Raw genomic sequence first — 22,973 nt, 5'->3', positions numbered from 1 at the left:
CCTACAGATTTGCCGTTTTATATAAAGATTTTTATTCATGAATAAGCAAGCTCATTACTCTTACCGTTTAAAGACGGAATCCTGCTGGTCACATACCTTGAGAAAACCTGACCTTAGTTTCAGTCCTTCTGACCATTACAATGGAGAAGAGTTCTTTAATTATGTGGCTCATCCGGCCGGTTATCGCCGCCGTGATCTGATCAAGTGGTTATATAGCCGTAAACCTTTGCCATGGGAAGAGGAAAATACACAGGCAGAAATTCCGGCACATGCGGGTCCACAGAACCGGCCACATGCCAGTATGGACGACTGGCAGGTCTGGTTTATTGGTCATGCTACCGTACTGATTCAAATCGGGCCGTATAATTTTCTGACAGATCCGGTGTGGGCAGACTATGTCAGTCCGCAGCAGGGTACAGGTCCAAAACGAAGCTGTACTGCCGGTATTGCATTAGAACAATTACCGGAAATTCATGCCGTACTCTTGAGTCATAACCACTACGACCATATGGACTTGGCAACTCTACGCTGGCTGCACAAAAAATTTGCCATGCCAATTTATACCGGGCTTGGCAACAGTTTTTATCTGCCTAAAAAGTTTCAGGTAATAGAAATGGACTGGTGGCAGGCTGCGTTGTTGCATAAGTTTCAAATAGTGTACACACCTGCACAACACGGTTCAGGGCGTGGTTTGCGTGATCGTAACCGGGCTTTGTGGGGGGGCTTTTCAATCATACATGAGACCGGTCACTGTTTTTTTGCAGGTGACACAGGTTATTCACCGCATTTCAAACAGATTCATGCCGAACTGGGAGCTCCCCGGATCGCTTTGCTTCCGATCGGCGCATATGAGCCGCGAGAGTTGATGCAATATATGCATATGAATCCTCAAGAAGCATTTCAGGCACATTTGGATCTGGCACCCCGTCGTTCACTGGCAATCCATTACCGGACTTTCCAGCTCACAGATGAAGGTCGTGAGCAGCCTGAACAGGACCTGAATATAGCCATGCAGAATTCATCCAAACTGTTAGGGCCATTTTATTGCATACGGGAAGGAAGACGCCTCATTGTTTAAGGTCTTTATTTTGTTCTTGTACAATAAGCTGAACTGCCACTACAGAAAGCATTAGCATGGCAATATTCATGACTACCGGATTAAACGCAGCTGTAAGTTGAAGAGGTGCTATACATATAATCAGCAGTAGCAGTCCTATAAGTCCGATGATATTTAAGCTATGCAAGAGAATAGATCTAGGCCATTTCAAGAAGAATAAACCGAACAGCATTTCGATGCTCCCGGACAGACCCAGCAAAATTTTAGCCAGAACCAGATCAAAGCCCATATTTTGCCAGATTATGATTTCATCAGGAGATTGAAACAGAATTTTGGGAACAAGCCCCTGATATAACCAGAGTAAGGCTAACGTGAGCTGAACGGTAAAGAGTGGATGCATAAAGATATGCCTGGCATTTATTAGCAGTGTCTTTTCAGAAATTATTTTTAATCGATTTCTTCAGGAGCAATATTCTCGCACATGGTGAGAATTTTCTGTGAAGAGTTAATGCTCTTATGCCTGACAAGCAAAAAAAGAAACCATACCAGATGGTTTCTTTTTAAAGGGTTTATTTCAGATTAAAGAAAGCCTGGCTGGCCATAGGCCGGGTCCGAATCACGTGCAGCCTGAGCATCAGCTACCTCTAATCCCAGTGCTTTAGCAACACCTTCACCATAAGCCGGGTCGCAGGCATAACAGTTACGGATATGGCGGTATTTAACAAAATCCAGCGCATCTCCCATTGCCCGTGCTGTATTTTCAAATAAAACCTGTTTTTGCTCAGTATTCATGAGAGCAAAAAGTGCACGTGGCTGACTGAAATAGTCTGCATCATCCTGACGATAATCCCAGTATGCTGCATCACCTGTAATCTTTAATGGCGGCTCTTTATACTGCGGCTGTTCCTGCCATTGACTGAAGCTGTTTGGCTCATAATGTGGCAGGCTACCATAGTTGGCATCAATCCGACCCTGTCCATCACGGTGGTTAGAATGTACCGGACAGCGTGGTTTATTCACCGGGATCTGCTGATAGTTTACTCCCAGACGGTAACGTTGGGCATCGGCATAATTAAATAGGCGTGCCTGCAGCATACGGTCAGGTGATACACTAATTCCCGGAACCAGATTACTTGGCGCAAAAGCTGACTGTTCTACATCCAGAAAGAAATTTTCCGGATTACGGTTCAGTTCAAATTCACCGACTTCAATCAGTGGATAATCGGCATGTGGCCAGATTTTTGTCAGGTCAAAAGGATGATATGGTACTTTCTCGGCATCTGCTTCTGGCATGACCTGAACATACATAGTCCATTTCGGATATTCACCCCGTTCAATGGCCTCATACAGGTCACGCTGGTGGCTTTCACGATCTTTTCCGATCAGTACTTCTGCTTCAGCATCTGTCAAGTTTTTAATACCCTGCTGGGTACGGAAGTGAAACTTCACCCAAAACCGTTCACTGCTGGCATTAATAAAGCTATAGGTGTGGCTGCCAAAACCATGCATATGTCGGTAGCTGGCAGGAATACCGCGTTCTGACATAACAATGGTGACCTGATGTAATGACTCAGGCAACAAGGTCCAGAAATCCCAGTTATAAGTGGCATTACGCATATTAGTGCGTGGGTCACGTTTAACAGCTTTATTCAAATCCGGGAATTTACGCGGGTCACGCAGAAAAAACACTGGCGTGTTGTTACCGACCATATCCCAGTTGCCTTCTTCAGTATAAAACTTCAAGGCAAAGCCACGAATATCACGTTCAGCATCAGCTGCTCCACGTTCACCTGCTACAGTGGTAAAACGTGCAAACATTTCAGTTTGTTTACCAATTTCAGAGAAAATGCTGGCACAGCTATACCGGGTAATATCTTGGGTGACAGTAAATGTTCCAAATGCACCGGAACCTTTAGCGTGCATACGGCGTTCAGGAATAACTTCACGGACAAAGTTGGCAAGTTTCTCATTGAGCCACATATCTTGGGCTAAAAGCGGACCGCGTGGGCCAGCAGTCATACTATTCTGGTTGTCTACAACGGGCGCACCGAAGTCTGTAGTTAAGTGGCTGACTGGACACTTTTTGATGTCTTGACTCATGCTATGCTCCATTCTTTGAATGTCTGGTGCAGTGGTGCTCTAAAATAGGACCAGTTCTTCTGACTAAACTACTGATCAAATCACTGTATTCTAGCTGCCACTGTTTCCAGTATCGGTAAGGAACCTTATATACCGGCATGTTCACTGCGTATTGGCTCTGCCTTGAACTACGAGCTATATAAACGTTCGGTATATCTGTTCTGTTAAGCATAATTTAGAGGTTATCTGATTGATTTACCAACGATAAAAATTAATGGTTTGTATAGGTAAAAACGATTATTATTTTATTTTTAATTAATTAATTAGATTTTAAGGGCTTAAGGGTAAAAAGCCGGAGATAGCGCGCCGGATATCTTGTTTCAGTTCAAACCAGTGCTGGTATTCCGGCTCCTGAAGCAGGGTCTGTGAAATCATGCCATAAATAATCCGGTGCAGATTGAGGGCAAGACTTTCGAGTTCTTGCCTAGGACAATTGCAGAGGTGCACAAGAACCTTACACCAGCTTTCTACATGTAAGCGATAGTGTTTTTGATAGGCAGACAAACTGGAAATCTGACGTTCAAGTAAAAATAAAGTGGCCCAAATGTGCTGTTCTTGCCAAATACTCTGAATCTGGAAATTAACCAGTGCTTCAATATATAACGCTAATTCTAAAGAAGCTTCTAAGGTATTGGCATACTGTTCTAGGGCTTTGGCCTGCTGTTTAATGTACTGATGGATGCAAAGTGCGGCCAGTTCATCTTTATCACCAAAGTATTCATAAAAAGTACCCAAGCCGACACCTGCCAGCTCAGTAATATCCCGAATAGTGATATCAGGGTAATCTTGAGTATCTAAAAGCCGAACAAAGCTTTCTAGTAAGGCGGCCTGAGTCATGCGCGCACGTGACTGTTGCGGTTTGCGGCGAGCTTTAAAGGCTGGTGTTTTCATATAGGAGAAACCGAACACTATATAGAGCTGATTCTTTTATACTGAAGAAAGATAAGAATGACTATATGGAAAGAAGAATGAATACATGGGCGACTCATCAAATCCAGAATCAGTTTGATGAACTTCAAGACTATAACCTGTTTGATACCGATCCGATATTACAGGAAATATTGCAACGCCATCAAAGTCAAGATCAGGCCAGGCTAAGCCAGTTAGGTACGATAGCCGGTTCTGCCGAATATTATCAGTATGCCGAACAGGCTAACCGCTATACACCGGAGCTTAAGGCGTTTGATGCACGTGGCCGGCGCTGTGATGTAATTGAGTTTCATCCGGCTTGGCATCAGTGGATGGTACTCAACCGCAGCTATGAAGTCCATGCCTATCCTTTTAGTAAACCAGATGATGCACAAGGCTGGCTGAACTGGGCAGCACGTTTTTATTTAAATGGGCAGATCGAATGCGGTAGTCTGTGTCCAACTGCCATGACGCTTGGCAGTATTCCCTTGCTACAGCGTGAACCGGCGCTATGGCAACAGCTGGGTGATAAATTACTGTCGCAGCATTATGATGCGCGCGACCTGCGCATAAGCCAGAAAAAATCAATCTGGTTAGGCATGGGCATGACTGAAAAACAAGGTGGTTCCGATGTGCGTGCCAACCAGACCAAAGCAGTACCAGTCGGACAGCACGGACGTGGGCAGGGTTATCTGATTACCGGTCATAAATGGTTTTTTTCAGCGCCGATGTGTGATGCACATCTGGTGGTCGCCAATACCGAACAAGATGGTTTGGCCTGTTTCTTTGTGCCGCGCTGGCTGGAGGATGGTCGCAAAAACAGTATTCATGTGCAGCGCTTAAAAGATAAGGTGGGTAACCGCAGTAATTCCAGTAGTGAAGTCGAATTTCAGGAGGCTTGGGGAATCATGCTGGGTGAGGCGGGCAGAGGTATTCCGACTATTATTGAAATGGCCGCATATACCCGGCTGACCTGTGTAGTAGGCAGTAGTGCCATGTTGCGTCAGGCACTGGTTCAGTGTCTAGCCTATACCCGGCAGCGTCAGGCTTTTGGTAAACCTCTGGCAGCACAGCCTCTCATGCAATCAGTACTGACCGATCTGGCATTGGAATCTGAAGCAGCAGTACAGTTAGCTATGCATCTGGCTTCCTGCTACCAGCAAGATGATCCGCTGTCTAAAGCCTGGCAACGTCTGATGACGCCAGCTGCAAAATTCTGGATCTGTAAAAGAGTGGTAGAACTGAGTGGCGAAGCAATGGAGGTTTTTGGAGGCAATGGCTACGTCGAAACCGGAATCATGGCACGTATTTTCAGGGAAGCACCGGTAAACTCAATCTGGGAAGGTTCAGGCAATGTAATGTGCCTGGATGTATTACGTGCGGTACAGCGTGACCGCGAATCTATAGAGATTTTAATACATTCATTTGCCGGAACTATTCAGGATGAACCATTGTTACAACAGGAATTACAGCAGTTGCTACAGCTTTTCGCACAAAGTCCAGATCAGCTGCAATTTATGGCACGGACTTTAGTGAGTCGCCTGGTCATTCTGGCACAAGCAGTACTATTGAAAAAATATGCTCCAGATTTTGTAGCAAATGCCTTTATCCAGACTCGCTATACGGCATTTCATGGTCGGGTTACAGGACTGATCGATCTCCATTTAGTTGATATGCAGCGTGTACTGGAACGGGCTTTTCCTGCTTAAAGTTTCTATAATTTTAAGGGTATAAAAAAGCATCTTGATGAGAGGGTAGCGTGACTTTAAAAAATACATACTGCCCCCATCAATATCTCTTGCCAGCAGAGTAAAATAGGCGATAATCTGCTGGCACAGGCTCTGTGTAAAAATAATACTCTGAATTAATCTGACCTGATAGGTAAACACTATGGCAAAAAGCAAGAAGCAGCCAGAAGTTATTATTCATAACTTTGTTGCTAAACATATGCATGAAGTCAACCGCAGTCATGTATTTACAGACCGCAAAAAAAATGCAAAACGCGGTTATAGCAAACATAAGCAAGGGCGATATTCTGATGATTATCGTCCTTCCTGTTTCAGCTTTGCAGCTTAAGTTAAGCTGACATTTATACCACCAGACGGCTAGATTTCACCATATCAGTCAGGCCATGCGTTTTAAAGTAATGCTCAAGCCAGCTTTTTACGACCAGCGGATTATTCATTCTCAGTACTTCTTCCAATAACTGTTCAGCATCACTAAACGGTGTATGACAGATTGCTTTTCGTACCCGTAAAATATTACTTGAACTCATGGAAAGAGTATTAAAGCCCATTGCCATTAACAGTACTGCCGAAAGTGGATCGCCTGCCATTTCTCCACAAATACTGATAGGTTTGTTATATTTCCGGCATTCTCCCACCAAGCGGTAGAGGGCTCGCAGTACTGAAGGATGAAAATGTGAATAGACATTGGCGACCCGAGGATTATTACGGTCAACTGCCAGCAAATATTGAGTCAGGTCATTCGAACCCACTGAAAAGAAATCTACCAGATCGGCGAATTCATCAATCTGTAACAGTACACTCGGTACTTCCACCATGATTCCAATTTTCGGTTTAGTGATCTTGACCTGCTCTTCTTCCTGAACCGCGACCCAGTCCCGTTCTAGCAGGTAAAGTACTTCTTCTACTTCACTGACACTGGTTACCATAGGCAGCAAAATGTGCAAATTGTTGAGTCCAATACTGGCTTTGAGCATAGCACGAATCTGTGAGGAAAAAATTTCCGGATGATCTAGTGTAAAACGCAGACCACGCCAGCCGAGCGCCGAATTTTCTTCTTCAATTGAAAAATATGGCAGATCTTTATCTGCACCAATGTCAAGCGTACGCATTACTACCGGTTTATTGGCAAAGTGGCTCAACTGCTGGCGGTAAATTGCACGCTGTTCTTCTTCACCCGGAAAACGGTCACGCAGCATAAACGGAATTTCAGAGCGGTACAGGCCTACACCTTTGGCGCCGCGCTGAACACCACGGACCACATCGATCATTAAACCAGTATTGACGTAAAGCGGAACCACATGTCCGTCTGGCGTGATCGCATCGCGGGTTTCATACTGTTTTAAATCCTTGGCGATCTGCTCTTCTTCTTTTTGCACATCTTTATAGCGCTGACGCAGGCGCCGTGGCGGATTAATAAAAATCCGGCCTTGATAGGCATCTACAATCATCTCGACATCATCAAGCGTATTAACGGGTAATTCGGTTACACCGACAACAGTCGGAATACCTAATGCCCGCGCTACAATCACCATATGTGAGTTGGTTGCACCTTCAGAGGTGACAATCGCAGCAATTTTATCGACAGGTAGCTCTACCAGTGCCGCCGTACTGATTTCTTCACCAATTAAAATACTGTCAGCACTTAGTTCACGGTGACCAGACTCAGCCTCCTGCAAATAAGCCAGAATACGTCGGCCTAAATCTTTTAAGTCTGCCACCCGTTCACGCAGATAATCATCTTCCATCAGGGAGAACAGATTAATATGTTTATCAATTACCCGGCGAACAGCGCCCTGTGCCCAGCTGCCATTTCGAATCAACTCTTTAATCTCGGCCGGCAGAGCATTTTCATCCAGCATCCGTAAAAAGACACTAAACAGCGCCCGTTCATCAGAAATCAGGGAATCCTGCATTTTCTCATCCAGTGCCTTGATTTCAGTACGCACTGACTGTACCGCCTGATCAAGTAAATTCAGCTCATCGCTAATATCTTCTGCTTCACGGTCAGGCACGGCAGCCAAATCAGCCGGAGGATATAAAATGATTGCACGGCCTAAGGCGATTCCACCTGCACCTGAAACGCCTTGAAAGGTTTTATAAGTGGTAGAGTTATTGAATTTTCGAAAGACATCAATATTGCCTACAGCATGGGCATGAGCAATAACGCCGGAGAGCTGTGCACACAGCGTGACTAGAAAAGACTCAGCCGCTTCACTGAAATCCTGTGATTCCCGGTTTTGTACGACCAACACACCCATCACCTTACGGCGATACATGACCGGCACTCCTAAAAAGGAGTTATAGATTTCCTCACCAGTTTCTGGCAAATATAAAAATCGTTCATGTTTAGGGGCATTGTCGAGGTTGACGATTTCCTCACGTTGACCGACCAGCCCAACCAGGCCTTCACCTACCTGTAACGAAACATTCCCGACAGATTCTGGCTTTAAACCTTTTGAAGCCATAAGCAGATAACGCTGATTGCGTTCATCTAGCAGATAAACCGAACACACATCCACATTCATGGCCTCGGCCACCCGGTTCACCATAATTTCCAAGGACTCATGCAGACTGACCGACGCATTGATTTCCTGCACAATACGTCTTAGGGTGTCCAGCTGCATGTTTGACATGGATGAATGCTCCAAATATTTTTAAATCTGTTTACTCTTTATAACAGCAGCCCTGACAAAAATCATTCGCGAAAATGCTGAATTTTCAGGATGGCTGCTGTGGTAACTGCATACACAATTCCATCATGGCCCTACGGTAAACATCCCGTTTAAAGTTTACCACCTGTCCGAGCGGATACCAGTAACTGACCCATTGCCACTGGTCGAATTCTGGCGGATTAGACAGGTCCAGCTGGATATGCTGGGAAGAGGCCACTAGTTTTAATAAAAACCACTTCTGCTTTTGTCCGATACATACAGGCTCTGAATCGGAGCGGATGTAACGGTGTGGCAAACGATAACGCAGCCAGCCTTTAGTCTGCGCAATAATTTCAACGTGTTCAGGCAATAAGCCGACTTCTTCTCTCAGTTCACGATAAAGTGCCTGCTCAGGGGTTTCTCCAAACTGGATCCCTCCTTGTGGAAATTGCCATGCATTGTGTCCAATGCGTTTTGCCCATAACACCTGTCCATCATCGTTTGCCAAAATGATCCCGACATTCGGTCGGAAACCTTCTGAGTCGATCATTTGGCTACCTAAATTTATCTATTGGCTTAACTTTGAAATCGGGGATGATAAATAACTGCATCCAGCTCGAAAAAAGATCAAAGTAAAATGTTAAAAATTGCTATGATCTTAACGAATTTCTATCGACTAGCGGAGATAGATTTACATTTTTTTGCTTTAAATTTCAGTTTTAACGAGAATTTTTATGAAATTGGCTTTATTTGATCTGGACCATACGCTCCTTAACACCGATTCTGACCATTCTTGGGGAGAATTTCTGGTCAATGAGGGACTGGTCGATCCGGTACGTCACCGTCAGATCAATGACAGCTTCTATGAAGACTATAAAGCTGGTCAGCTGGACCCGATTGCTTACAATGAATTTGTTTTTGAGTTTTTGACAAAACATGATTTACCTTACCTGACCGAATTGCATGAACGATTTATGCAAAAAGTTATTCGTGCACAAATGCGGCCTCAAGGGTTTGAAACTGTCAAAAAACATCAGGCATTGGGTCATGAAATTGTCGGGATTACCGCAACTTCAGACTTCATTACTGCGCCTATTTTCCGTGAATTCGGTATTACCGAGATTATTGCCACCAATGCAGAACTAATTGATCATCGGTATACTGGCAAGGTAACTGGAATAGCATGTTACCAGAAGGGTAAACTGGCTCGTCTGGAACAATGGTTAAATGGCCGTACAGTAACCGAATCGTGGGCTTATTCGGACTCAATTAATGACCGGTTTTTGCTCGAATATGCAAGCCATGCTATTGCAGTCAATCCGGATGAGCGCTTACAGGTCCTAGCCGAGGTGCAGGGATGGGAAATTCAGGACTGGTCAATCTAAGCTGTATATCCGGTTTAAAATATAGCACCTCGAGGTGCTATATTTTTATTTCTGTATTCATCATGTCGATCAGTTCCAGCATGGCTCTGGACTGGCTGCGCCCCGGGTGCCATACCAGACCCAGTTTACGGCTCATTTCCAGCGGAATATCCAAGCGTTGTAAATCCTGATTAATCAGGTTTTGTGGCAGGACGGACCAACCTAGACCGATTGAAACCAGCATGCGGATTGATTCTAATGGATTATTGCTCATTGTAATTTTAGGTTTTAACCCCTTCTTTTCAAATTCCGCAAGCGTAATCTGGCTGGTATAGGTCTGAATTGAAGGTAGCAGGCTCGGATAGGCGATCAGGTCTTCCAGCTTTAAGTTACTGCGCTGGGCGAGTGGGTGAAAAGGTGCGGCTACAAAAACCAAAGGATCATTCCAGATGGTACTGTAATTCAGACGACTATCTCCCTGTGGCGGCAAGGTTAAAAATGCCAGTTCCAGATCGCCCGCGAGCACCTGTTCGTGTGCCTGTTCAGAGTCAACAAAATGTACATCCAGTGTCACATCTGGAAATTGTTGTACATATTTCTTCAAATGATGGGGTAAGTGATGCAGTCCGATGTGATGACTGGTGCCAATTTTTAGGCGTCCCTGCACCTGACTTTGTTCATGACTCAAAGTATGGTGGATATCACCTAGCTCATTTAACCAGTTTTTGACTTTAGGCAAGAGAGAGTGGGCCGCATGAGTCGCCTGTACACCTCGTCCCGCAGATTCAAAAAGTTTAACTCCGAAGTAATCCTCCAGACTGTGGATACGTTTGGTCACCGCAGGCTGGGTGATAAATAGTTGCTCGGCAGCTTGGGAAATGGAACCAGTTTCCATTACCTTGACAAAGGCTTCGAAGGCGGCAAGATTCATGTGGATACTCTATCCTATAAGGATTTTTTATATATTCAGTATTATTTATAAAATTTAAGAAATAATAAAGCAAATCCGGTTTTAAATTATTTCTAATGAATAAAATTCTTTTAATTCCAAAAAGTTTAATAATTAATAAAAATGATAAATTAGATTTATGTAAAATAGCGATTATAATTTAAAATAATTTAGGAAATACCCAGTCCTTGGAGCACGTCGACATGGCAGGCAATCAATCAGCAGCAAAAACATTATATGACAAATTATGGGATGATCACTTGGTTTCCCAGCGGGATGATAGTTCATGTCTACTCTATATCGACCGTCATTTATTGCATGAAGTGACATCTCCGCAGGCTTTTGAGGGATTACAGCTAGCAGGCCGTCAACCTTGGCGCTTAAGTGCCAATGTTGCAACACCTGACCATAATGTACCTACCTCCAAGGCAGAGCGGGCACAGGGCATTGCCGGTATCGCAGATGAAACCTCACGAATTCAGGTGCAAACCCTAGATGACAACTGCAAGACATTTAATATTGTAGAATTTGGTATTAATGATATCCGTCAGGGAATTGTGCATGTAGTTGGGCCGGAGCAGGGTCTAACCTTACCAGGTATGACAGTAGTCTGTGGCGACTCACATACTGCAACTCATGGAGCATTTGGCTGTCTGGCTCATGGGATTGGTACATCAGAAGTTGAACATGTGCTGGCAACCCAGTGTCTGGTCCAGAAGAAAATGAAAAATATGCTGATTCGTGTCGATGGCCAGCTTGGTCAGGGTGTCACGCCAAAAGATGTAGTCCTGGCAATTATTGGCAAGATTGGTACCGCAGGTGGCACAGGCTATGCCATTGAATTTGGTGGTCAGGTTTTCCGTGACATGTCGATTGAAGGCCGTATGACTGTCTGCAATATGGCAATTGAGGCTGGTGCACGTGTAGGCATGGTCGCAGTCGATGAAAAAACCATTGAATACGTCAAAGGCCGTAATTATGCCCCGCAAGGTACAGAATGGGATCAGGCTGTGGCTTACTGGAATACCCTGCATTCGGATAGTGATGCAGTATTTGATACGGTAGTTGTATTACAGGGTGAAGAGATTGAACCACAGGTCTCATGGGGTACTTCACCTGAAATGGTTATTCCTGTATCGCAGGCTGTACCTATGTTAGAACAGGCTAAAGATGATGTACAACGCAATGACTGGACCCGTGCTTACCAGTATATGGGCTTAAATGGCGGACAGCCTTTGGCTGAAATCCAGCTGGACCGTGTCTTTATTGGTTCATGTACTAACTCCCGTATTGAAGATATCCGTGCAGCGGCAGAAGTTGTTAAAGGTCGCCAGGTTGCATCAAGCATCAAACAGGCGATGGTGGTGCCGGGTTCTGGTTTGGTAAAACAGCAGGCTGAGGCCGAAGGTCTTGATAGAATCTTTATTGAAGCAGGTTTCGAATGGCGTGAACCGGGCTGTTCCATGTGCTTGGCTATGAATGCAGACAAGTTACAGCCAGGCGAACACTGTGCTTCTACTTCTAACCGTAACTTTGAAGGCCGTCAGGGCAATGGTGGACGTACTCATCTGGTAAGTCCAGCGATGGCAGCTGCTGCGGCAATTGTCGGTCATTTTGTTGATGTTCGTTCTTTCTAAGGAGCACACCATGAAAGCATATACTGTTGAACAGGGAATCGTTGCGCCATTAGACCGTGCAAATGTTGATACTGATCTGATCATTCCAAAGCAGTTTTTAAAGTCCATCAAACGGACCGGTTTTGGTGATAACCTGTTTGATGAATTACGTTATCTGGATGAAGGCTATCCGGGTCAGGATAATTCAGTGCGTCCGATCAATCCGGATTTTGTCTTGAACCAGCCACGTTATCAGGATGCCAAAATTTTGTTGGCGCGTCAGAACTTTGGTTGTGGCTCCAGCCGTGAGCACGCACCTTGGGCGCTAAATGAATACGGCTTCCGTACCGTTATTGCGCCAAGCTTTGCTGATATTTTCTTTAATAACTGTTTTAAAAACGGCATGCTGCCGGTTATTTTACCTGAGTCAGTGGTCGATCAGTTATTTCAGGAAGTAAATACCCATGAAGGCTATCAGCTCACAGTAGACCTGGCCGCTCAGCAGGTGTGTACACCTGATGGTCAAAGCTTCAGTTTTGAGGTTGACCCGTTTCGCAAGCATTGTCTGTTAAACGGTTTTGATGATATCGGTCTGACTTTACAGGATGCAGATTTAATCCGTGAATATGAAGCGAAAATCCAAAAGTCACGTCCATGGGTTTTCAATAATATTCAAGGTTAAGCTCGACATTTAGGCGTAGCGCAGGAGTCCAAGTCTTGCTAACATGTTTGACTATAAAAATATTTATAGTTTCTCTATATATGAGGTTGGGCTCGGACGATGAACAGGATATTCGGCCATAGTGTTATTATCAGTTTATGTGGCGTGTTACTTAGTGCATGTCAAAGTACTCAGAACGCGGTAGACACTGTCCGTATTAAATATGCGGAAAAACCAGAATCTCAGACGAATGCGCTGATTTACTGTTCAGGAACAGAAAACTGTGAATTTGAGCGGATTAGTGATATTCAAATCGTTGATCCCTTAACACATCGGGTAAATTCGGAAGCAATTCGTGAAGGAATTGTACGTTTGCAGGGCAGTTCCCTCAGCCAGCCGAATCCGTTGTACCTATCAGTTCCAGCCAAACAGTATGAAGTGGTAATCCGTTTTTATCCTATATCGCAGGATCGGGCTGAAAAACTGCATGTCATTCATCAGTTCAAGGCTAATCAGCGCTATACCTTTCATATGTTTCGTGATCGTTCAAGCAGAACCGGAAGCTTGCTAAATGTTTCAGCACCTGATCCGCTCTGTGTCGATCTGCAACAGGAAAAACGCACGATTCGCCGGTTCTGCCGTCCTTATAATGTATTGACGGGTTTGGGCGAGTTTGTGGAAAAGAAACTTTAATCGCTCATCAGCTGTAGATATACGCTGGTTTTAAAATTATGGAAATGCATATGTCCAAACACATCCTCATTTTAGCTGGCGACGGCATCGGACCTGAAATTATTGCAGCAGCAGAACAGGTCCTTCACCGTGTGAATGAAAAGTTTAGTTTGGACTTGAGCTGGGAACAGGGACTGTTGGGCGGGGCCGCAATTGATGCACATGGTGAACCCTACCCTGAAGTTACCAGTCAGCAGGCAAAAAAGGCAGATGCGATTCTGCTTGGTGCTGTAGGTGGGCCTAAATGGGATACGATTGAACGTTCAATCCGTCCTGAGCGTGGTCTTCTTAAAATCCGTAGCGAGTTGAATCTGTTTGCTAATCTGCGTCCGGCAATTTTATATCCCCAGCTGGCAGATGCTTCAAGTTTAAAACCTGAGATTGTAGCTGGACTGGATATCCTGATCGTACGTGAGTTAACGGGTGGAATCTATTTTGGCCAGCCACGCGGAATCCGGGAACTGGAAAATGGTGAAAAGCAGGGTTATAACACCGATGTATACAGCGAATCTGAGATCAAGCGAATAGCTAAAGTCGCTTTTGAGATTGCTGGACTGCGTGGTGGAAAAGTCTGCTCGGTTGATAAAGCCAATGTACTTGAAGTCACTGAACTCTGGAAGCAAACAATAACTGCATTTCAGGCCGAGCAGTATCCAGAGGTCCAATTATCACATATGTATGTCGACAATGCAGCCATGCAGCTGGTACGTGCGCCAAAACAGTTTGATGTCATCGTAACCGGTAACCTGTTTGGGGATATTCTCTCTGATGAAGCTGCAATGCTGACCGGTTCGATTGGAATGCTGCCATCTGCCTCACTGGATGAACATGGTAAAGGTATGTATGAACCTTGTCATGGTTCAGCACCTGATATTGCCGGCCAGAATATTGCCAATCCGCTAGCCACTATTTTGTCGGTTGCCATGATGCTGCGCTATACTTTCCGTGAAGAAACTGCAGCTCAAGCGATTGAAGATGCAGTAGGCCAGGTATTAGACCAGGGCTTGCGTACTGCAGACATCATGTCACAAGGCATGCAGAAAATCGGAACTGCTGAAATGGGCCAGGCAGTAGTGCAGGCACTCGGCTAATTTAAAAAAGAAATAAAGAACGCAGCTTATGCTGCGTTTTTTATTTTAGTTATAGGATGAGCTAACAGGAACGGCCACGATATTGCACATCTTTGGCAATATTATTTTGAAGAATAAAACTGATCTGACAATACATATCAATTTCATAAGAGTTGGCACCTAAACTGGTAGGGGGGGCAATGACAGCTCCACCTGTGCCTACAGATTGCAGGCCAGACGGAATAGGTACAGCAAGGGGTCGCAAAATCGTATAGCTGAGCTGGTTTGTAGTCTGCACTGGTGAACCTTTAAGCTCATAGCCTAAAGCTGGCAGATTAATCTTGGCTTTAATCTGTTCAGCAGATTGCCCAATAAACTGTTCCAGATAAGTATCGAGATTTGGCTGTGCCTGATAGGTTGTGGTGCAGGCAGTCAATAAACCGGTAAAGCCCAGACCTAGGAAAACAAGTTTTAAACTGTTCATGATCTAACCTATAAATCAGAAAACAATATCAAGCTTAAGATTTTTAAAAACAATAAAGCGTTATAGAACAGTAAAACACGATAAAAGGCGGGATCAAATACAGGAATCTATAAAGAAATTCGGATAGGTAATTTATAAAATATAAAAACAGGTATAAAAAAAGCCACAAAATAGAGGTGGCTTTTTATATTTACTCAGACTTAGCGGGCACGATAAGTAATACGGCCTTTAGTTAAGTCATAAGGCGTCATTTCAACTTTAACGCTGTCGCCAGTCAAAATACGAATATAGTGCTTGCGCATTTTGCCAGAAATATGTGCAATCACTTCATGACCATTCTCTAAACGGACACGGAACATAGTATTAGGAAGCGTTTCGGTGACAACGCCTTCGAACTCAATGAGTTCCTCTTTATTGGCCATAGCCTACCTGATGATCAAATTGGAAAGGCGCAAATTATAGCCAATTTTTGTGTCAAACACAAGACACATCAGGCCTGTCGAGGTTCCAGCTGCTAGTAAATTAAGCGAAGTCATTTCATAAATATTTTCAACAAAAAATACCTGAATAGAGTTGTCAGTTCGGCCAATCACAGTTAATCTAAAATTAATGTTTTAAGTATAAATGAATAACATACAAGGAAGGGTATTGCGTGGGTCAGCTAACTGATGCATCGGTTGTGTTGCGATTTGGCTATCAAGCGATTCGTCGTGCGGGATTACCAACCGAAGAAATATTAACAAAAGCAGGCGTTGCACTGAATCAGGTTGAAATCAATGCACGTACACCTTTAAGCGCACAACATGCTTTCTGGACAGCAGCTGAAGAAGTCAGCAAAGACGCTGATATCGGGTTACATCTAGGTGAACATCTGCCGTTATATCGGGGCCAGGTAATTGAACATCTCTTTATTAGTAGTGATAATTTTGGCGAAGGCCTGAAACGGGCTTTGGCTTATCAGCGTCTGATCAGTGATGCTTTCCATGCCAAACTTATCATAGAAGAAGACAGCTGCTATTTAACAAACGGATCAGTAGCTTCTCCTGATAATCTGGTTAACCGCCATTTTTCTGAGTGTGCGATGTCAGGCGTGCTACGCTTCTTCAAATTTATTACCGAGGGGAATTTCACCCCGATCTTCATTGATTTTAATTTTAGTGAAGGCGCATCGCCAGATGAATACCTGAGGGTTTACGGTTGTCCAGTCAGTCTGGGCCAGAAAGAAACCCGCCTGTATTTTGAACCCTCTATTCTAGATTATCCCTTATGGCAGGCCGAGCCGGAATTATTACAGCTACATGAACAGCTGGCACTGGAAAAATTGCAGGAACTGGCGCGTTATGACCTGGTCGGAGAAGTGCGGCGTGCGATCGGCTCTACACTAGAAAGTGGTGAAACAACCTTGGAAACTGTAGCTGCCCAGTTGAATATCACGCCTCGACGCCTACGCACCCAACTGAGTGAAGCTAATACCAGTTTTCAGCAAATACTCTCTGATTACCGTTGCCGACTGGCAAAAAAGCTTCTTGCCAATACCAGTGAAAGTGTAGAACGCATTGTATATCTGACAGGCTTTTCTGAACCGAGTACCTTTTATCGGGCTTTTAAGCGCTGGACCAATGAAACGCCGGTAGAGTACCGAAAACGTAAACAGCGTTAAAAAAATGCCGGTCTGAGACCGGCATTTTCTATTCTGGCAAGTTAAGCCAATGTGGGCCAAGTGGTAATTGCGGTAATGCAAACTGCTCGGGATAATAAGCCTGAATAAAATACAGTCCATCTGCAGGGGCGGTCATTCCTGCAGCACGGCGGTCTTCTGCTGCAAAAATACTATCAATATGGCCAATGTCATACATGCCTTGTCCGACTTCTAGCAAACAACCTACAATATTTCTGACCATATGATGCAGAAAACCATTGGCCTGTATATCTAGGACCAGATAACGTCCGTGCTCGAACAGCTCGCAGTGAGTTACATCACGTATCGGCTGGTTAGACTGGCAGGCAGCAGCACGAAAGCTTTCAAAATTATGTACACCACGAAACTTTTTTGCAGCTTCCTTCATCTTTTCAATATCAAGCTGCTGATAAACATGAGTCACCTGTTTATGCAGTAAGGCAGGCCGATATGGGGCATTGTAAATGACATAACGATAGCGGCGGGCACAGGCCTTGAATCGGGCATGAAAATCTTCACCCATGGGTTGTAACCACTGTAGTGCAATATCTTTTGGTAACTGGCTGTTTGAACCCATCATCCAGCCACGTTCCGTGCGAATGGCATGGGTATCAAAGTGTGCAACCATATTAGTGGCATGTACACCAGCATCAGTACGCCCGGCACCATGCAGAATAATTTTTTCATCGGCAATTTTACTTAAAACCCGCTCCAGAGTTTCTTGCACACTCGGGACACCGGCCTGCTGAGTTTGCCAGCCCCGATAGCGAATGCCGCAAAACTCTATACCGACTGCATAACGTTGCATACTGTTCCTCTTTTAAGACTGCGTAGACCAGCCCTGATACCGTTGCTCGCAAGATGGATATTTTAAATAGATTTGCAGGGCTTTTGCATAAAGATCTGCATTGCTATATGTATTATTGACTAAAATATTGGCTTGTTTAACCCAGCTACTGACTGCATAGCGTTGATCCATGCTGCCAAAAGGAACCTGAGTAGCCAGAACAGGTAAGCAGCCCTTATGCTGAAATTTTTGCAAGCATTCGATAACAGCCTGGTTAACTGCCAGATTTCCTGTGCCAAAACCTTGTAGAATTAAAAAGTGTGGGGGTTCATCTTGTAATAAGCTTAAATTCTTGATGAGATGTTCTACAGGCTGGGGCTGAAGTTGCCAGCTGATCAGGTTAAAACTCATCGCCTGTTCAATTATGTCATCCTGGACGGAAATCTCTTCCTTATAAACAGGGAAATCTTGGTCAGCCTCTATTCCTTTAAAAGCATCCAGCTCAGTAGTATGCATTTTCATGACAGACTGGGCATGAAAAACCTGCTGGTGAAATGCTAGATAGACTCCGGCTGGTTTGCGGGAAACCTGTTCCAAGGCAAAATATAGATTATCGACAGCATCTGTAAATACCCGGGGGGCATTGCCTTGGATATCAAGCAACGGATACTGACTACCGGTTAATATTACATGGCAAGACTGGCCTAAAAAACGTGCCAGCAATGCTGCAGCATAACTTAACGTATCTGTACCATGGATCACCACAAAGTAAGTGTAGCGTACTTTAAGCTGCTGTATATACTGTACAAGCAAAAGCCAGTCAGCAGCACTGCAAGCACTACTATCTTTAATTAAGGGTGCAGCAAGACAGTCGACCTGATACTTGGCAGGAAGAGTATTTTGCAGTTTAGGGAGAAATTCTGTTTCCGGCATGGGCGTCAATGGCTCACCTACACAGCCGAAAGTTCCTCCCATATAAAGTAAAGCAATCTTTTTCATCATAAAAAAAGGCAGTCATATGACTGCCCTATACTAAATTGAACACACTCAAGAAGCTATTTGATTGAGTATTTTTTTTGACTGTTCTTGCTGTTCAGGATTGAACTGGTCCTGATTCTGACTAAGCAGATGACGTGCAGACTCATAGGCGCCCAACTCGACATAGCGCTGCGCCAATTCCAGATCCAAATTAATGGCATTGATCTGTGCCAATTCGGGAAATGCCTGAACTAGGGGATCATTCTGGTGAATATCAGTTGTTGAAACTACAGCTGATGTCTCAGAAGCATGAACAGATGAAACTTGTGGCTCAGACAGGGCAGGTTCAGTCGAAATTTCAACGGGTTCAAGTTTGAAATCTAAACCGGATGCTGGAGCATGGGTTGCTGACGGAACCGTTTCAAAATCAAGAGTTACCGGTTTGACACTTTCAGGTTTCTCTTCCTCTTGAGGACTCAGATGAAGCTCACCAAAATTGAAGTCCAGCGCAAGTGGTACGGACTGGTTTTGACTTTGCTCCTGAGCAAGAGCTGTCTTGTCTGTAGATCGCTCTTCTTGACTCTCAAGTGGGAAAGAAAAATCAACAGTTCTATCTTGATCAAGGACAGTGGCTTGTGGCGGCTGTTCGGTTTCTGTTGGTTTAGTGTTGATTTCACCGAAATTAAACTCTAAGGGCGCAAGTTCAACTACAGCTTCTTTGGGTTGTACAGATGGGGCTGGTTCTGCCTGTAACTCATCAAATGAAGGCGTTAAAACGGGAATATTTACCGGAGCTTGCTGTACCAGAGCATCAAAATCAGCACTATTGTGTGCATGTGGCTGTGATAGAGTGACAGGAGCAGGGTCAGGAACATCTGTTGTTACAGCGAACTCGATCGCATCAGGTTGCTGTTGCTGATTATAAGCTTGATACTTCTGTTCTGCCTGTCTGGCAATTTCCTCTAATCCCAAAGAGTGAAGATGCTGAATCAGCTGATTTATGGCAAATTCATCTTTTTGGTCTAGATGAATTTTAAGTAATAATAAATATAATTCATGCTGAGTGTTATCACGGTTTAGTGCCTGATTAATCTGTGCTTCAGCAGAAAAGTAATTACGCTGTTCAATCAGATTCTCAATTTTACGATGAACATCAGCAGGAATAGGGGTGGACGTTTTTTGTTGAGTTGCTATCGGATCTTCTACAATGCGAGCCGCTTTACGCTTGTGAGTAGTTTTAACTGCTTTGGTTTTTGCAACTTTTTTAGACGCTTTTTTCCGTGAACTTCCTTTTGTTGCAGAACTGTCATCCTGCTGGGCCGCTTCACGTTTTTTAAGAAAAATTGCGATGACCAAGAGCAGGACAAATGGAATCACATACAACAACATAATTTAAACCCCTTAATACTGAACCATCATGGCAGCTAATTTCTGATTGAAATCTTTTTAACTGCGTCTTGACCTATTTTTTTGTCTGCTGTGCTTTGAGTTGCTGTTCGAGCTGCGCCAGCCGGGCATTTAATAATTGGATCTTATGATCCTTTTTCTGTAATGCCAGATCCAGCTGCGTTACGTTCTTCTGTAATTTAACGGTTTTTTCACGAGCTGTCATAACTTTTAATACTAAATCCGCACTGCTCATGGACTGGTCGTTATTTCTTTTAGCATTTCCTTGAGCTGTATTTTTTGTACTTTCAGCGACCAAGCTCATTTCTGCTTCATTTAGACGGTATTTTGTCTTAGGTGAATAAGAAGGAGAAACAGCTTTGGGACGAGATTTATTCTGTGTCATCACAGGTTGAGTGTTTAAATTTAAAACTGCACCACGACGTAACCGGTTCACATCTCCCTGAATAAATGCATGCTGATTCGCTTCCTTGATTTGCTGCATTACGTTTGTAACAGGCTGTTGGGTTTGGGCTGCAACCTGTGATGCAATGGTCCAGAGTGACTCATTATTTCGAACTACATAAGTATGGGGCTGTTCTACCGGAGCCCTGCTACTGGTAGTAGAAGTGATTGCTGGTTTTACAGCTAATTTCCGTTGTTGGGGTTCAGCAGTTTTCTTGGCGCTAGGTCCTGTTTTTGCTGTTAATGCAGACTGCGTAGTGGGGTTCGGTCTGGCAGAAGCTGTTGTGCTAGGCCTTGTATTAGGTGTAGCGGAAAGCTGCGTTTTATTTCTCAGTGCCTGCTCTTGTCTATGAAGTGTATCTTTTGGCTGTACGATAGAAGATGCAACCGAACTTGGCTGCTGAACGATAGAAATAGCCGAACCACTTAATGCAGGGGGACGGCTGTTATTGATTAACAATGGCCGGTCCTGCTTGCTAGGGAGCGGGCTACGGCTTTTCTGCTGGGTGACCTGATACGCCGTACTCTCTGGCAAATTCAGGGCAATATCTTTTTCAGTAACCATGACAGGCACAAGTGGTTTTTCATTAACCGAGGCTCGCAATGGCACTGTCTGGCTAGGTTTAAGTGTGGTTTTTATGTGCTGTAGCCGGGTAGCATTTCCTTCTTTAACCTTAACCACAATGTTCAGTTCGGAACTGGTGAGAGGGCGAGAAGAGGTAATCACGATGACACCAGCGCCCTGACCGTTACGACGGTTAAAAAAATTAAGATGACCCGGTGGCTGATGCTGAATTCCCAAGCCCGCCAGATCTTCTGGGCTGGCAAGGCTGACCTGCATGTTTTCATCTGTATCGGCTTGGCTGAAAGCCATTTCTGCATACAGAAGCTCTCCAGGTGCGGACTGCACTTGAATTGGTTCAATGATGATCGCAGAAGCTGTTTGCGATGTCATGATGGCTAGGACAGCAATTTTTAATTTCTTATAAACAGTCATCTTGATCTGGAGCTTGAAAACAATGCAAACACAAAAAGTATACATGATCTTGCCATAAAGGCAGTGGAAATTATTCAAACTACAATTACAAAAAACCGGCCATGGTCGACCGGTTCTATTTATTAAAATACTTAAAATTAATTAAACATTTTTATAGTCAATTAAAATGCGAAGCATACGACGCAAAGGTTCGGCAGCTCCCCAAAGTAACTGGTCACCTACAGTAAAAGCACCTAAATATTCTTTACCCATATTCAGTTTACGCAGTCGACCTACTGGCACAGATAAAGTACCTGTAACTGCTACTGGAGTCAGATCAGTCATTGAGGCTTCACGGGTATTTGGCACCACCTTGGCCCACTCGTTTGAAGAACGGATCATATCTTCAATTTCATCAAGAGGTACATCTTTTCTGAGCTTGATGGTGAGAGCCTGAGAGTGACAACGCATTGCGCCAATACGTACACAGTGCCCGTCAATAGGTACTATCTGTGAATTTCCCAGAATTTTATTGGTTTCGGCCTGACCTTTCCATTCTTCTTTCGACTGACCATTTTCAAGCTGCTTGTCGATGTATGGAATTAGTGAACCGGCCAGTGGCACACCGAAGTTGGCTGAAGGGAAACCTTCACCACGTTGCAAGTCTGCAATCTTGCGGTCAATATCTAGAATAGCTGACTTGGGATCATCGAGCAGATCTTTACTATTATTATATAAATATCCCATGCCGGTGATCAGTTCACGCATGTTCTGTGCACCTGCACCTGAAGCTGCCTGATAGGTCATGGCACTCATCCACTCCACCAGATTATGCTGGAACAGTGAACCTAGGCCCATCAGCATTAGGGAAACGGTACAGTTGCCACCTACAAATATTTTGGTGCCTTTAACCAGCGCATCCTTAATCACGTTGAGATTGACCGGGTCTAGGACAATAATGGCATCATCACTCATGCGCAGGGTCGAGGCCGCATCAATCCAGTAACCCTTCCAGCCTTCCGCTTTCAGTTTAGGAAAGACTTCAGAGGTATAGTCGCCACCCTGACAGGTAATAATGACATCCATCTGCTTCAGACTGCTAATGTCTGAAGCATCCATAAGTGCTGGGGCAGTTTTACCACCAAATACAGGTGCTTCACCACCTGCATTACTGGTAGAAAAATAGAATGGCTCAAAATGAGCAAAATCATTCTCTTCAACCATACGTTGCATAAGGACAGAACCAACCATCCCGCGCCAACCGACCAGACCTACTTTCATTGTCTCTTTGCCTCGGTGCGTTAAAAAATTAAAGGGGGTTTG

Annotated in this window: 22 protein-coding genes; 9 read left to right on the top strand and 13 right to left on the bottom strand. The window is 44.3% G+C overall.

From position 1 onward, the window contains the following. The first annotated feature begins 37 nt into the window (after positions 1-37). Entirely contained in the window at positions 38-1,078 is a 1,041-nt protein-coding gene (locus tag N518_RS0101885) for an MBL fold metallo-hydrolase (RefSeq protein ID WP_017400699.1), read from the top strand. Here N518_RS0101885 and N518_RS0101880 read toward each other — a convergent pair. From N518_RS0101880 to N518_RS0101870, 3 genes are all read right to left on the bottom strand, one after another. Further along, positions 1,068-1,457: a DoxX-like family protein gene (locus tag N518_RS0101880; RefSeq protein ID WP_017400700.1), complete on the bottom strand. Its 390-nt coding sequence runs from the start codon at positions 1,455-1,457 to the stop codon at positions 1,068-1,070. The two genes, N518_RS0101885 and N518_RS0101880, sit on opposite strands and share 11 nt — an antisense overlap. A gap of 179 nt (positions 1,458-1,636) precedes the next feature. Beyond that, positions 1,637-3,157, bottom strand: a complete 1,521-nt coding sequence (locus N518_RS0101875; protein WP_005016778.1) for a catalase — start codon at positions 3,155-3,157, stop codon at positions 1,637-1,639. Between the two features lie 309 nt (positions 3,158-3,466). Further along, positions 3,467-4,087, bottom strand: coding sequence for a TetR/AcrR family transcriptional regulator (locus N518_RS0101870; protein ID WP_005023232.1), 621 nt, complete (start codon positions 4,085-4,087; stop codon positions 3,467-3,469). Positions 4,088-4,164: 77 nt separating this feature from the next. On the opposite strand from N518_RS0101870, the gene N518_RS0101865 reads away from it, so the two are divergent. Beyond that, positions 4,165-5,814: an acyl-CoA dehydrogenase family protein gene (locus N518_RS0101865; RefSeq protein ID WP_005023235.1), complete on the top strand. Its 1,650-nt coding sequence runs from the start codon at positions 4,165-4,167 to the stop codon at positions 5,812-5,814. Between the two features lie 181 nt (positions 5,815-5,995). Beyond that, positions 5,996-6,181, top strand: a complete 186-nt coding sequence (locus tag N518_RS0101860; protein ID WP_005023237.1) for a hypothetical protein — start codon at positions 5,996-5,998, stop codon at positions 6,179-6,181. A gap of 13 nt (positions 6,182-6,194) precedes the next feature. Here N518_RS0101860 and ptsP read toward each other — a convergent pair whose 3' ends face one another. Then, entirely contained in the window at positions 6,195-8,486 is a 2,292-nt protein-coding gene (gene ptsP, locus N518_RS0101855) for a phosphoenolpyruvate--protein phosphotransferase (protein WP_017400702.1), read from the bottom strand. A gap of 85 nt (positions 8,487-8,571) precedes the next feature. Further along, positions 8,572-9,054, bottom strand: coding sequence for an RNA pyrophosphohydrolase (locus N518_RS0101850; RefSeq protein WP_017400703.1), 483 nt, complete (start codon positions 9,052-9,054; stop codon positions 8,572-8,574). A 184-nt stretch (positions 9,055-9,238) separates the two neighbouring features. Between N518_RS0101850 and N518_RS0101845 the strand changes: the two genes are divergently transcribed. Beyond that, complete coding sequence (locus tag N518_RS0101845) at positions 9,239-9,889, top strand: HAD family hydrolase (RefSeq protein ID WP_005016758.1); 651 nt, start codon at positions 9,239-9,241, stop codon at positions 9,887-9,889. A 37-nt stretch (positions 9,890-9,926) separates the two neighbouring features. On the opposite strand, the gene N518_RS0101840 is transcribed toward N518_RS0101845, so the two are convergent. Then, positions 9,927-10,799 (bottom strand): LysR family transcriptional regulator, encoded by an 873-nt coding sequence (locus tag N518_RS0101840; protein WP_017400704.1) that lies wholly within the window; start codon positions 10,797-10,799, stop codon positions 9,927-9,929. Positions 10,800-11,020: 221 nt separating this feature from the next. Here N518_RS0101840 and leuC point away from each other — a divergent pair, with 221 nt between their 5' ends. From leuC to leuB, 4 genes are all read left to right on the top strand, one after another. Next, complete coding sequence (leuC, locus tag N518_RS0101835) at positions 11,021-12,454, top strand: 3-isopropylmalate dehydratase large subunit (protein ID WP_026443932.1); 1,434 nt, start codon at positions 11,021-11,023, stop codon at positions 12,452-12,454. A gap of 10 nt (positions 12,455-12,464) precedes the next feature. Continuing rightward, on the top strand, positions 12,465-13,115 hold the full coding sequence (gene leuD / locus N518_RS0101830; protein WP_005023249.1) for a 3-isopropylmalate dehydratase small subunit: 651 nt from the start codon (positions 12,465-12,467) through the stop codon (positions 13,113-13,115). Between the two features lie 99 nt (positions 13,116-13,214). Further along, complete coding sequence (locus N518_RS0101825) at positions 13,215-13,787, top strand: hypothetical protein (protein WP_005016754.1); 573 nt, start codon at positions 13,215-13,217, stop codon at positions 13,785-13,787. 50 nt (positions 13,788-13,837) lie between these two features. Next, on the top strand, positions 13,838-14,917 hold the full coding sequence (leuB, locus tag N518_RS0101820; protein ID WP_005016753.1) for a 3-isopropylmalate dehydrogenase: 1,080 nt from the start codon (positions 13,838-13,840) through the stop codon (positions 14,915-14,917). Positions 14,918-14,978: 61 nt separating this feature from the next. Here the strand turns inward: leuB and N518_RS0101815 are convergent, their stop codons facing one another. Both N518_RS0101815 and infA read right to left on the bottom strand, forming a co-directional pair. Continuing rightward, on the bottom strand, positions 14,979-15,380 hold the full coding sequence (locus N518_RS0101815; RefSeq protein ID WP_005023252.1) for a hypothetical protein: 402 nt from the start codon (positions 15,378-15,380) through the stop codon (positions 14,979-14,981). Positions 15,381-15,580: 200 nt separating this feature from the next. Then, the gene (infA, locus tag N518_RS0101810; protein ID WP_001284370.1) at positions 15,581-15,802 is read right to left on the bottom strand and encodes a translation initiation factor IF-1; all 222 of its coding nucleotides are present in this window, start codon (positions 15,800-15,802) and stop codon (positions 15,581-15,583) included. Between the two features lie 230 nt (positions 15,803-16,032). On the opposite strand from infA, the gene N518_RS0101805 reads away from it, so the two are divergent. Then, positions 16,033-17,040 (top strand): AraC family transcriptional regulator, encoded by a 1,008-nt coding sequence (locus tag N518_RS0101805; protein WP_005023255.1) that lies wholly within the window; start codon positions 16,033-16,035, stop codon positions 17,038-17,040. Between the two features lie 28 nt (positions 17,041-17,068). On the opposite strand, the gene truA is transcribed toward N518_RS0101805, so the two are convergent. The 5 genes from truA to asd all read right to left on the bottom strand — a co-directional run bounded on the left by truA (position 17,069) and on the right by asd (position 22,931). After that, on the bottom strand, positions 17,069-17,866 hold the full coding sequence (gene truA / locus N518_RS0101800) for a tRNA pseudouridine(38-40) synthase TruA (RefSeq protein WP_005023258.1): 798 nt from the start codon (positions 17,864-17,866) through the stop codon (positions 17,069-17,071). A 12-nt stretch (positions 17,867-17,878) separates the two neighbouring features. Beyond that, positions 17,879-18,844, bottom strand: coding sequence for an asparaginase (locus tag N518_RS0101795; protein WP_026443931.1), 966 nt, complete (start codon positions 18,842-18,844; stop codon positions 17,879-17,881). Positions 18,845-18,892: 48 nt separating this feature from the next. Next, on the bottom strand, positions 18,893-20,212 hold the full coding sequence (locus N518_RS0101790) for a hypothetical protein (protein WP_005023263.1): 1,320 nt from the start codon (positions 20,210-20,212) through the stop codon (positions 18,893-18,895). A 73-nt stretch (positions 20,213-20,285) separates the two neighbouring features. Continuing rightward, positions 20,286-21,671, bottom strand: coding sequence for a FimV family protein (locus N518_RS0101785; protein ID WP_005023264.1), 1,386 nt, complete (start codon positions 21,669-21,671; stop codon positions 20,286-20,288). Positions 21,672-21,812: 141 nt separating this feature from the next. Beyond that, complete coding sequence (gene asd, locus N518_RS0101780) at positions 21,813-22,931, bottom strand: aspartate-semialdehyde dehydrogenase (protein ID WP_017400707.1); 1,119 nt, start codon at positions 22,929-22,931, stop codon at positions 21,813-21,815. Positions 22,932-22,973: the final 42 nt, after the last annotated feature.

It is taken from the genome of Acinetobacter sp. UNC436CL71CviS28, assembly GCF_000620525.1.
In the GTDB taxonomy this organism is placed as follows: Bacteria; Pseudomonadota; Gammaproteobacteria; order Pseudomonadales; family Moraxellaceae; genus Acinetobacter; species Acinetobacter radioresistens.
The sequence above is the reverse complement of the archived record's forward strand: the minus strand, read 5'-3'. Positions and strand labels throughout refer to the sequence as shown.

What these genes read in the sequence shown, in the direction of transcription:
- N518_RS0101885 (WP_017400699.1), top strand. Translation starts at nt 38, where the DNA reads ATGAATAAGCAAGCTCATTACTCTTACCGTTTAAAGACGGAATCCTGC.
- N518_RS0101880 (WP_017400700.1), bottom strand. Translation starts at nt 1,457, where the DNA reads ATGCATCCACTCTTTACCGTTCAGCTCACGTTAGCCTTACTCTGGTTA.
- N518_RS0101875 (WP_005016778.1), bottom strand. Translation starts at nt 3,157, where the DNA reads ATGAGTCAAGACATCAAAAAGTGTCCAGTCAGCCACTTAACTACAGAC.
- N518_RS0101870 (WP_005023232.1), bottom strand. Translation starts at nt 4,087, where the DNA reads ATGAAAACACCAGCCTTTAAAGCTCGCCGCAAACCGCAACAGTCACGT.
- N518_RS0101865 (WP_005023235.1), top strand. Translation starts at nt 4,165, where the DNA reads ATGAATACATGGGCGACTCATCAAATCCAGAATCAGTTTGATGAACTT.
- N518_RS0101860 (WP_005023237.1), top strand. Translation starts at nt 5,996, where the DNA reads ATGGCAAAAAGCAAGAAGCAGCCAGAAGTTATTATTCATAACTTTGTT.
- ptsP (WP_017400702.1), bottom strand. Translation starts at nt 8,486, where the DNA reads ATGTCAAACATGCAGCTGGACACCCTAAGACGTATTGTGCAGGAAATC.
- N518_RS0101850 (WP_017400703.1), bottom strand. Translation starts at nt 9,054, where the DNA reads ATGATCGACTCAGAAGGTTTCCGACCGAATGTCGGGATCATTTTGGCA.
- N518_RS0101845 (WP_005016758.1), top strand. Translation starts at nt 9,239, where the DNA reads ATGAAATTGGCTTTATTTGATCTGGACCATACGCTCCTTAACACCGAT.
- N518_RS0101840 (WP_017400704.1), bottom strand. Translation starts at nt 10,799, where the DNA reads ATGAATCTTGCCGCCTTCGAAGCCTTTGTCAAGGTAATGGAAACTGGT.
- leuC (WP_026443932.1), top strand. Translation starts at nt 11,021, where the DNA reads ATGGCAGGCAATCAATCAGCAGCAAAAACATTATATGACAAATTATGG.
- leuD (WP_005023249.1), top strand. Translation starts at nt 12,465, where the DNA reads ATGAAAGCATATACTGTTGAACAGGGAATCGTTGCGCCATTAGACCGT.
- N518_RS0101825 (WP_005016754.1), top strand. Translation starts at nt 13,215, where the DNA reads ATGAACAGGATATTCGGCCATAGTGTTATTATCAGTTTATGTGGCGTG.
- leuB (WP_005016753.1), top strand. Translation starts at nt 13,838, where the DNA reads ATGTCCAAACACATCCTCATTTTAGCTGGCGACGGCATCGGACCTGAA.
- N518_RS0101815 (WP_005023252.1), bottom strand. Translation starts at nt 15,380, where the DNA reads ATGAACAGTTTAAAACTTGTTTTCCTAGGTCTGGGCTTTACCGGTTTA.
- infA (WP_001284370.1), bottom strand. Translation starts at nt 15,802, where the DNA reads ATGGCCAATAAAGAGGAACTCATTGAGTTCGAAGGCGTTGTCACCGAA.
- truA (WP_005023258.1), bottom strand. Translation starts at nt 17,866, where the DNA reads ATGCAACGTTATGCAGTCGGTATAGAGTTTTGCGGCATTCGCTATCGG.
- N518_RS0101795 (WP_026443931.1), bottom strand. Translation starts at nt 18,844, where the DNA reads ATGAAAAAGATTGCTTTACTTTATATGGGAGGAACTTTCGGCTGTGTA.
- N518_RS0101790 (WP_005023263.1), bottom strand. Translation starts at nt 20,212, where the DNA reads ATGTTGTTGTATGTGATTCCATTTGTCCTGCTCTTGGTCATCGCAATT.
- N518_RS0101785 (WP_005023264.1), bottom strand. Translation starts at nt 21,671, where the DNA reads ATGACTGTTTATAAGAAATTAAAAATTGCTGTCCTAGCCATCATGACA.
- asd (WP_017400707.1), bottom strand. Translation starts at nt 22,931, where the DNA reads ATGAAAGTAGGTCTGGTCGGTTGGCGCGGGATGGTTGGTTCTGTCCTT.